This window comes from Ferruginibacter sp., from assembly GCF_014377975.1.
Taxonomy (GTDB): Bacteria; Bacteroidota; Bacteroidia; order Chitinophagales; family Chitinophagaceae; genus Ferruginibacter.
Genome location: NZ_JACMOO010000335.1, coordinates 1 through 7,135, shown reverse-complemented (window position 1 = coordinate 7,135; position 7,135 = coordinate 1). Strand labels below are relative to the sequence as shown.

Below are 7,135 nucleotides of genomic sequence, written 5' to 3'. Positions count from 1 at the left end.
TCATCAATTCATTTAAACTTTGCTGAATCAAGGCTTCACTTTCCGTATCCAGGCTGGAGGTGGCTTCATCTAACAGGATAATTTTAGGGTCGGCCAGTATCGCCCTTGCAATCGCAATCCGCTGGCGCTGACCACCCGATAATTTGATACCCCGCTCGCCAATAACGGTATCCAGCCCGAGTTCAAAACGGTCGGTAAATTCATTCACGTAGGCAGCGCTCACGGCTTTTGCCAGGTTTTCTTCTCCCGCCTGCGGACGTGCAAATAAAATATTTTCACGAATGGTGCCTTCAAAAAGAAAGTCGTCCTGCAACACAACACCCAGGTTTTTTCGATACTCACTCAAGGTTATTTTACTTAAATCAATTCCATCAATGGTGATAGTGCCGGAGTCTGGCGTAATGAAGGAAGCCGCAAGACTGGCAATGGTTGTTTTGCCAGAACCGGAAGTACCTACCAGGGCCGTAACCGATCCGGAAGGCGCATCAAAGCTGATGCCCTTTACAACTTCTTTTCCATGCTCGTAGGAGAAGGTAACATCTTCAAATTTAATATCACCTTTTATGGATGGTAATTGGATGGTTCGGGCAACGTCATCATTTTCAGGAGCCATATTCATAATTTCCTGGGTTCTGTCAAGCCCGGCAAATGCCTCGGTAAGCTGGCTGCCGATATTACTCATCTGCACAATGGGCGCAATCATAAAACCAAGGTAAAGTGTAAACGCAATAAAGTCACCAAAAGTAAGCTTGCCCTGGATGATCATGTAACCGCCAATACCCATAATACCTGCAGAGGCCAAACCCAACAGCAAGGCTGCAGCGCTGGTAATAATGGCAGTGGAAGTAAGGCTCTTTTTTACGTTTAAAAATAATTGTTCTACGCCTTTTTCGAAAGTCTTGTTCTCCTGTTCTTCTGCATTAAATCCCTTTATTACCCGAACGCCATTTATGGATTCAGTAAGCCGTCCGGTTACGTCTGCATTGATAACACCCCGCATTTTAAAAATCGGGCGGATATAGGTGAATGCTTTTGCTGCTACTACCGCAAATAGTGCTACCGGTACCAACACATAAAAAGTCATCATCGGGCTAATTTTTATCAACAGTACCAACGAAATTACCGCCGTGAGTAAGCCTCCTATTAACTGAACCAGCCCTGTGCCTACCAGGTTGCGTACGCCTTCTACATCGTTCATAATCCGGCTTACCAACGCACCCGATTTGTTGTTATCGAAATAACTAATGGGCAGCGAAAGAATTTTTTTCTGTACCTTAATTCTTAATTGAGATATCAGGAGTTGCGCTTCTACACTTAAAATTTTTGTAAGCATATAGGAAGTAACCGACTGCACTAAAATAGATCCGGCAACCACCGCAATCAACACTTTCAGCATGTGCAGATCCTTTTTTACAATCACATCATCCAGCAGATATTTTGTAGCACCGGGCAATACCAGGCTTGCCAGTCTGCTCACTACAATTAACAGCAGTCCAACAAAAACGATCTTTCTGCGTGGCCAGATAAATTCTTTGAAAGCCTGCTTTAAGGTAACGGACTGTTTTGCTTCACTCATTGCACATTGTTTTTTTAATATTATCAAAGGTAAACTTTGAATAAGATTTGTTCTTTAAAGATTGATAAAGGGCGATGATTAATTTGGCGGTAAAGAATACCGGCACGGTGGACAGGTGTTATTAGCAGTTACAAAATTGGATTAATTGAGCGATGGATAGTTGCATTGGTATTCAATTTGGATTAGACTTTCGGTGAAAATAAAAATGCATAAACCGGATTTGTTTTAGGTTGTCTCCTCCGGAAAAAACTTTGCATGTTTAAAAATAATCCTGGATTTATTTTATACCCGTGCTTACAAATTGAATGGTGGGAGTGGACTGGCATCGCTGGTATTTCCAAGGATAAACTGGTGTACTTTTAAACCTCCTCACAAAAAATATACGAATTTTTACGTTCTATCGCAGATTCTCCATGAACGGTGCACGGAATAAAACGAATACAAAAAACTCAGTAATTTTCTGTCACTCTAAAGGGGCGATAACATGGGTAGGAATGAAACATAAAATTTAAAAAAAAAGTAGTGATAACTTTTGTTGAAAAGCACTATTCAGGGAAATTACTTTGTAAAAAGCCTCACCTTAACCAGATGGAGTTACCATTAAAAGAAAAATGCTGCACTTTATGGTTGGCAAAATAGAAGATGTCAGTTTTGTTGCCTACAATAAACAACTGTATAAAACACAAAAGTGAATTACTGTAACCATTGGTTGATGATGCATTTTATGAACGAAGGTATTTTAGAAAATTCGTACACATTAACATCCTTACCATACCAGTTGAACGTAAAAGTGAATGGCTTAACAGGGCCGGTATTGCAGGTCTTTCACTGCTAAAAGTAGCACAATTTTCAACTGGTATTACAGTACACGATTTACTGTTACTTACTTGCACTTACTAAAATATTTTATTTTTACTTCCCCATAAAAAATCTACGGGTTTTTGTACATTTTGCGGTGGATTATTATTGAACGCTGCCCCAAACATTTTATATCTACGTATTATAAATGAAAAGTAATTTTATTGTACGCTGATATTGTCGATAGCCAATTTAAAATCTTCTGCCTTTTTATTGCCGATCAAAAAGCCAATTTCTTCCAGGTAATCACCGGGGAAGTTGGCCATATCAAGGGTTTGGCCCCTGAAGGAAGGAACCATACTGATAAAAGGGATCTCGATGGTTTGCCAGTTGTTGGTAGTAGTAAAGTTGAATATATAGGAGTAATATTGGCTACTTTTTGTTTTAACCCTAAACTGATAAGCTTTGCCATCGCCTTTTAGCACTATTACAAATTTACTGTAACCTTTTAGCTCAGTATTGCCCGCAATGTATTTTATGGAAGAAAAGCCACCGTTGTTATCCAGCGACACATGTCCCTGAAACATACCATGACCTTCGTCATTCACACCCAGCTTTCCTGCGGATACGCCACCCATCACCGAATCATCTACCACGTGCCAGTTTTGCAGGGCGGCATCTTTTGTAAAGTGAAATATCATTAACGTATTCATCATTAGATAAAATATTGTTGAAAAAAGCTTTGTCATCATCATACAAAACATTTATGTAGCTTAATGCATTGCTACTTATTAAATCATCTTCAACAAATACAGACCAAAAATGTTTGCAGAGTTAGGCCGGCTGCTGTCGTTGAATAGTTACCCTTACTTCTTTTGAAGTAGGCGTATTGCTTTTTACGCCCACGCTGCTGATAGGTACCAGCACATTGGTTTCAGGATAGTAAGTGGCGCAGCATCCCTTCGGTATTGGATATGCTATCACCAAAAAGCGATGGGCTGCTCTTTCTATACCATCATCATGGTTGAAGATATCCACTACGTCTTTCTCTTTTAAACCACGGACATTCATATCAGCCTGGTTCATAAAAATTACCCTTCGTTCATTGTATATACCGCGGTAACGATCGTTTAATCCATAGATGGTGGTGTTAAACTGGTCGTGCGCCCGGATGGTCATCATCATCAGTTCATTATCCTGCAAGGGATTATACTTCACCGTTCCAACGTGGAACAGCGCTTTTTTTATATCGGTATCAAACACGCCTTCCCGGTTTGGATTGGGCAGGTAGAATCCACCCGGTAATCTAACTCTTTCGTTGTAACGGATAAAGATTTCCGGCAATACTTTTTCCAGGGCGTTGCGTACTTCATCATAATCATTTATATACTGCTCCCAGGGCACTTTTGATTTTTTGCCCAGTGTGGCTTTTGCTAATTCGCACACAATGGCTGTTTCGCTCATCAGTTGGTTTGAAACCGGCTTCAACACACCCTTTGACATTTGCACCACGCCGGTAGTATTTTCGCAACTCACAAATTGTTCCTTACCTCCTGTATGATCCTGATCGCTGCGGCTATAACAGGGCAATATGAAAGCTTCTTCACCATGTACCAGGTGGCTACGGTTTAGTTTGGTGGATACATGTACCGTCATCTGGCAATTGCGCATAGCCTGCGCTGTGTAAGTGGTATCCGGTGTGGCGGAAAGAAAGTTTCCGCCCATTCCAAAAAATACGGAAGCTTTTCCTTCGTGCATTGCATGAATACTATTTACTGTGTCATATCCATGTGCAGACGGTGGTGTAAACTGATAAAGTTTTTCAATTCCTTCAAGCAGTTCTTTACTTGGTTTTTCAAAAACACCTACTGTTCTGTCGCCCTGAACATTACTATGACCACGAACCGGGCAGGTACCAGCACCAGGTTTGCCAATGCTTCCTTTCATCAGCAGGAGGTTCACGATTTCTTTGATGGTATCTACTGAATTTTTCTGTTGAGTAAGACCCATTGCCCAGCAAATAATGATGCGCTGGTTATTTTTTAATACAGTTGCCACTTCTTTCAATTGGGCAATGTCAATACCGCAGATCATACTCAGCTGTTGTATGTCCTGCGTAAGCAGGTGTTCTTTCAACGCATCAAAGCCACTCGTTTTTTCTGCAATGAATGTGTTGTCTAAAGTGCTGCCCGGTTCAAGCAACTCTTCCTGCAACAGCAATATTTCCAAGGCTTGCAGCAGGGCCATATCGCCATTGATTTTTACCTGCATGAAAATATCTGTGAGCGCCGAATCTATTCCCAGGATACCTTTTACAGTTTGTGGATTATTGAAACCCATCAAACCGGTTTCGGGCAGAGGGTTTACAGCGATGAGGGTAGCGCCGTTCCTTTTAGCTTTCTGCAAAGCCGTTAGCATGCGTGGGTGATTTGTGCCGGGGTTTTGCCCCATGATTATGATCACTTCTGCTTTTTCAAAATCATCCAGTTTAATAGATGCTTTGCCCAGGCCTAAAGATTCTCCCAACGCCGTTGAAGTGCTTTCGTGGCACATGTTACTACAGTCAGGCAAATTGTTGGTGCCATACTCTTTTGCAAATAACTGGTATAAGAAAGCGGCCTCGTTGCTGGTTCTGCCAGATGTGTAGAAGATAGCTTCGTTGGGCGAGGCGAGGCTGTTGAGCCTGTGTGCGATTCTTGTAAAAGCAGCCTCCCAGGTAACAGGCTGGTAATGCGTGGCTACTTTTTGCCAGATACATAGGTTGTGCAATACGTCCCTTTCTGCCAATTTCATAATCTGATAAGGCGGCAAGGTCTTCCACGGCATTCTTTGTAAAAAATGACAGTGTTAATTTTTTGGTGGTGGCTTCTTCTGCCACAGCTCTTGCGCCGTTTTCACAATATTCTGCAATGGCAGAGCGGTCATCATCAGGGTCGGGCCAGGCACAGCTTGGACAGTCAAAACCGCCTTTTTTGTTCAGGTTGAAAAGTGCTTTCCATCCTCTAAGCACACCTGCTTCGCCAAAGGTTTGTTTAAAGCTGGAGATAACGGCTGGTATACCAGCAGCCTCTTTTTTTATAGATCCCTTTTCTAAACCAGTAAAAGTTTCGGGGTTTTCTGCGTCATCGTGTTTTTGTTGCTCGTCCATTATAACTTCATTAATTTGGGATTAGCGAAATTGTCCGATTGATCTTCTTCTGTATCATCAAGGCACTTAAAATCTTTTTCAACTAATATAAATATTTCAGTGCCGTCTTCTGTTGTGTGAAGAGTACTGATACCTGCTATATTATTGCCAGGCCACCCGTTTGTGAAATGTTGAGGCATAAATACCGCAATTGTATTTCCAGCATAGCTGATAACAGGTTTTAAGATATCTTCATTTAACTCCAACCGGTAAGAAAAGGCTAGGTCTTTAGAAAAATTAATCATTTCTTCTACAAATCCTTTTGCTGCCAGGTTTTCAACATCCGTTTGTGAAAGCCGGAACCTGACAGCATTACCTTTTAATCTAAGTTTCATTATTATTTTATTTTTACCCGGGGAAAATTATCCGTTCGGGATGGGAATAAATATTACAACCATTGTAACGCAAAAACCCCACCAAGGTTATGCCGGCCTCTTCTGCCAGCTGAACGGCTAGGCTGGAAGGTGCCCCCACTGCAGCCACTATTGCAATGCCAGCCATCGTGGCTTTTTGTATCAATTCAAAACTGGCCCTGCCGCTCAGCAGTAAAACATCTGAAGAAAGCGGAAGCATGTCTTTCATCAAGGATGTACCAATCAATTTGTCCAGTGCGTTGTGTCGGCCCACATCTTCCTGTAAAAAAATAATGGAACCCTCCGTGGTAAACAGTGCTGCAGCATGCAAGCCACCAGTCTGATCAAAAGTTTGCTGTTGCTCCCGTAACACCTGGGGTAAACGGTACAATGTTTTAGCAGAAATTGTTGCATTACTTTTTAAGTTTCTAAATGCTGAAACTGTCTTAATAGCATCTATACTCGCTTTACCGCACACACCACAACTGGAACTAGTATAAAAATTCCGGTCAGTTTGTTGAAGATTGGGTGCGATACCCTCGTGTAAGACTACCAAAATCTTATTAAAATTAAAGGGGGAGCTTGTAATCTCTTTTATATCCGGGGCATTCTTAATAATAGCTTCTGTAAAAAGGAAGCCTGCTGCAAGTGATGTATCATTGCCTGGTGTGCGCATGGTTACCGATATATTCTTATGGATCGTGCTGCCATCCTGCTGCCAGGCCATCATTATTTCCAGGGGCTCTTCTGTTGCTACCATGTCTGCGGTTTGCATGGCGCCGGATGCTGTAATCCTGGTAATATCAACGGCAGTAACTGATGGGTCGTGTATTGTGCTGTTCATTATTTTATAAATTGTTACTGTGCTGCTTCCATTTCTTCTATGGCATCAACACTTTTTATTCTGGCAGCTAAAAAATTGAAGAACCGACATGCCAGCTTTTGAAGCAAAAAATATCACAGCGAATAATTTCCATTTGTAAAATTTTTTGTCCCACCTTCATTTGGCGCAATATAAAAAGCAAACAGGGATTCGTAGAGATTAACAATGTAATTATAAAAGCAACCAATTGTGTATTGTTAACAATATTGCTTACAAAAATGTTCATGGTAGCAGAGGGTAAAAAGGGATAATAGCAGCCAAACACCACAAAGTTTTATCCTCAAAGATTTTATATGCAGATAGCACGGCACCGATATGGCCGGTATTTGATTAGAGTC

At 41.5% G+C, this 7,135-nt stretch carries 5 protein-coding genes; all 5 read right to left on the bottom strand.

Annotated features, from left to right (window positions below; genetic code table 11):
• On the bottom strand, positions 1 to 1,576 hold a 1,576-nt coding region (locus H7254_RS16580), incomplete at its 3' end, for an ABC transporter ATP-binding protein (RefSeq protein ID WP_301934031.1).
• Between the two features lie 1,019 nt (positions 1,577 to 2,595).
• Positions 2,596 to 3,090 (bottom strand): CIA30 family protein, encoded by a 495-nt coding sequence (locus H7254_RS16575; RefSeq protein ID WP_301934030.1) that lies wholly within the window; start codon positions 3,088 to 3,090, stop codon positions 2,596 to 2,598.
• A gap of 118 nt (positions 3,091 to 3,208) precedes the next feature.
• Entirely contained in the window at positions 3,209 to 5,167 is a 1,959-nt protein-coding gene (locus tag H7254_RS16570) for an FdhF/YdeP family oxidoreductase (RefSeq protein WP_301934029.1), read from the bottom strand.
• 354 nt (positions 5,168 to 5,521) lie between these two features.
• On the bottom strand, positions 5,522 to 5,896 hold the full coding sequence (locus H7254_RS16565; RefSeq protein ID WP_301934028.1) for a hypothetical protein: 375 nt from the start codon (positions 5,894 to 5,896) through the stop codon (positions 5,522 to 5,524).
• A 13-nt stretch (positions 5,897 to 5,909) separates the two neighbouring features.
• Positions 5,910 to 6,758: a formate dehydrogenase accessory sulfurtransferase FdhD gene (gene fdhD / locus H7254_RS16560; RefSeq protein WP_301934027.1), complete on the bottom strand. Its 849-nt coding sequence runs from the start codon at positions 6,756 to 6,758 to the stop codon at positions 5,910 to 5,912.
• Between the last annotated feature and the right edge of the window lie 377 nt (positions 6,759 to 7,135).

Coding starts and splice junctions, on each gene's coding strand:
- H7254_RS16570 (WP_301934029.1), bottom strand. CDS start 5,167: ATGAAATTGGCAGAAAGGGACGTATTGCACAACCTATGTATCTGGCAA.
- fdhD (WP_301934027.1), bottom strand. CDS start 6,758: ATGAACAGCACAATACACGACCCATCAGTTACTGCCGTTGATATTACC.
- H7254_RS16565 (WP_301934028.1), bottom strand. CDS start 5,896: ATGAAACTTAGATTAAAAGGTAATGCTGTCAGGTTCCGGCTTTCACAA.
- H7254_RS16575 (WP_301934030.1), bottom strand. CDS start 3,090: ATGATGAATACGTTAATGATATTTCACTTTACAAAAGATGCCGCCCTG.